This window comes from Phytohabitans kaempferiae (assembly GCF_042433955.1).
Lineage (GTDB): Bacteria > Actinomycetota > Actinomycetes > Mycobacteriales > Micromonosporaceae > Phytohabitans > Phytohabitans kaempferiae.
Window position 1 is genome coordinate 1 of record NZ_JBHLUH010000033.1, and the last position, 1,094, is coordinate 1,094.

General features: G+C 62.0%; 1 protein-coding gene. It reads right to left on the reverse strand.

Translation table 11 applies throughout. The features are described 5' to 3' along the window. Positions 1-1,094, reverse strand: a 1,094-nt coding sequence (locus tag ACFFIA_RS17370) for a reverse transcriptase/maturase family protein (RefSeq protein ID WP_377252168.1), incomplete at both ends; no start/stop codon positions are given.

The window sequence follows — 1,094 nt, forward strand, 5'->3', positions numbered from 1 at the left end:
TTCTGCCCGCAGATCTCACACGTGTCTTTGCGGAGCCGTCCGATGAGCTCCTTGCACACATGAGTGACCCGGATCGGTGGTCGGTCGATAAGGTCCGCCACCTTCTGCCGTTTGAGTGGTATACCGCCGAACCGTGCGACCAGTGTTTTCCTGCCGGCGCGTTCGACGACGGCCTCGAAGCAGGTCCGTTTCCCGTGCGGTGTCTCGATTTTGGCTTTGTACTTGGCCGCCATTTTCGACACCGTGGAGCGGTGCTTCGCCGCCAGCGTTTTCAGCATCGAGGTTTCCATGGCCCACTTCAAACGTGTGAGTCGGTGGACGTCCCCGGCCAGCAGGTAGTACTGGACGATGCCCCGATATTCCGCCCCGTAGGTCGCGACGATGGTGTAGTCGTCTTCCTGGACCAGCCGGTTACGGTGCGCGGGTTGGCCGCGCTTAAGGTATGGGACGCATTTTTCCTTGATCACCGATAGCGGCACACGCAGCCACACTGTGCCGTTGGCCCAGCGTCGACCACGGATAAGATGTCGGTTGTTGTGCTGAACGGTGACCTCGTAGCCGAGGAACCGCGCCGCCTGGGTGCGGGCGTGCGTGATCAGAGTTTTGTCCTGGGACAGTTCCAGAGCGAGATCGTCGCGTAGGAACTGGGCCAGGCGTTGCTTGATCTGTTCGGCTTCGGACTTGGGTCCGGCGAACCCGAGCAGGATGTCATCGGCGTAGCGGATGTACCGCAGCCGCCGATAGCCAGGATCGTTAGGATCCTTGCTGGGCAACGAGCGTTGCTGCTTACGCAGTATCCGCACCGCGGCACGGTCACCACGAGCGCGAGCCCGCCTGATATGCCCGGTCACGCTTTGGTGAGCCGGGTTCTCTGCCCGACGTTCTCCTCGGGTGTACTCCGGGATGAGCACCGTCTCGATGAATGTGTCCAACCGGTGCAGGTAGATGTTGGACAGGATCGGGGATGCCACGCCACCCTGCGGTGCCCCGCTGAGCGTGGCGTGGTAGACCCAGTCCTCCAGGTATCCGGCTTGCAGCATGTGACACAGCAGCCGCAGGAACCGGTTGTCGTGGACCTTCTCCGCCAGCGTCGA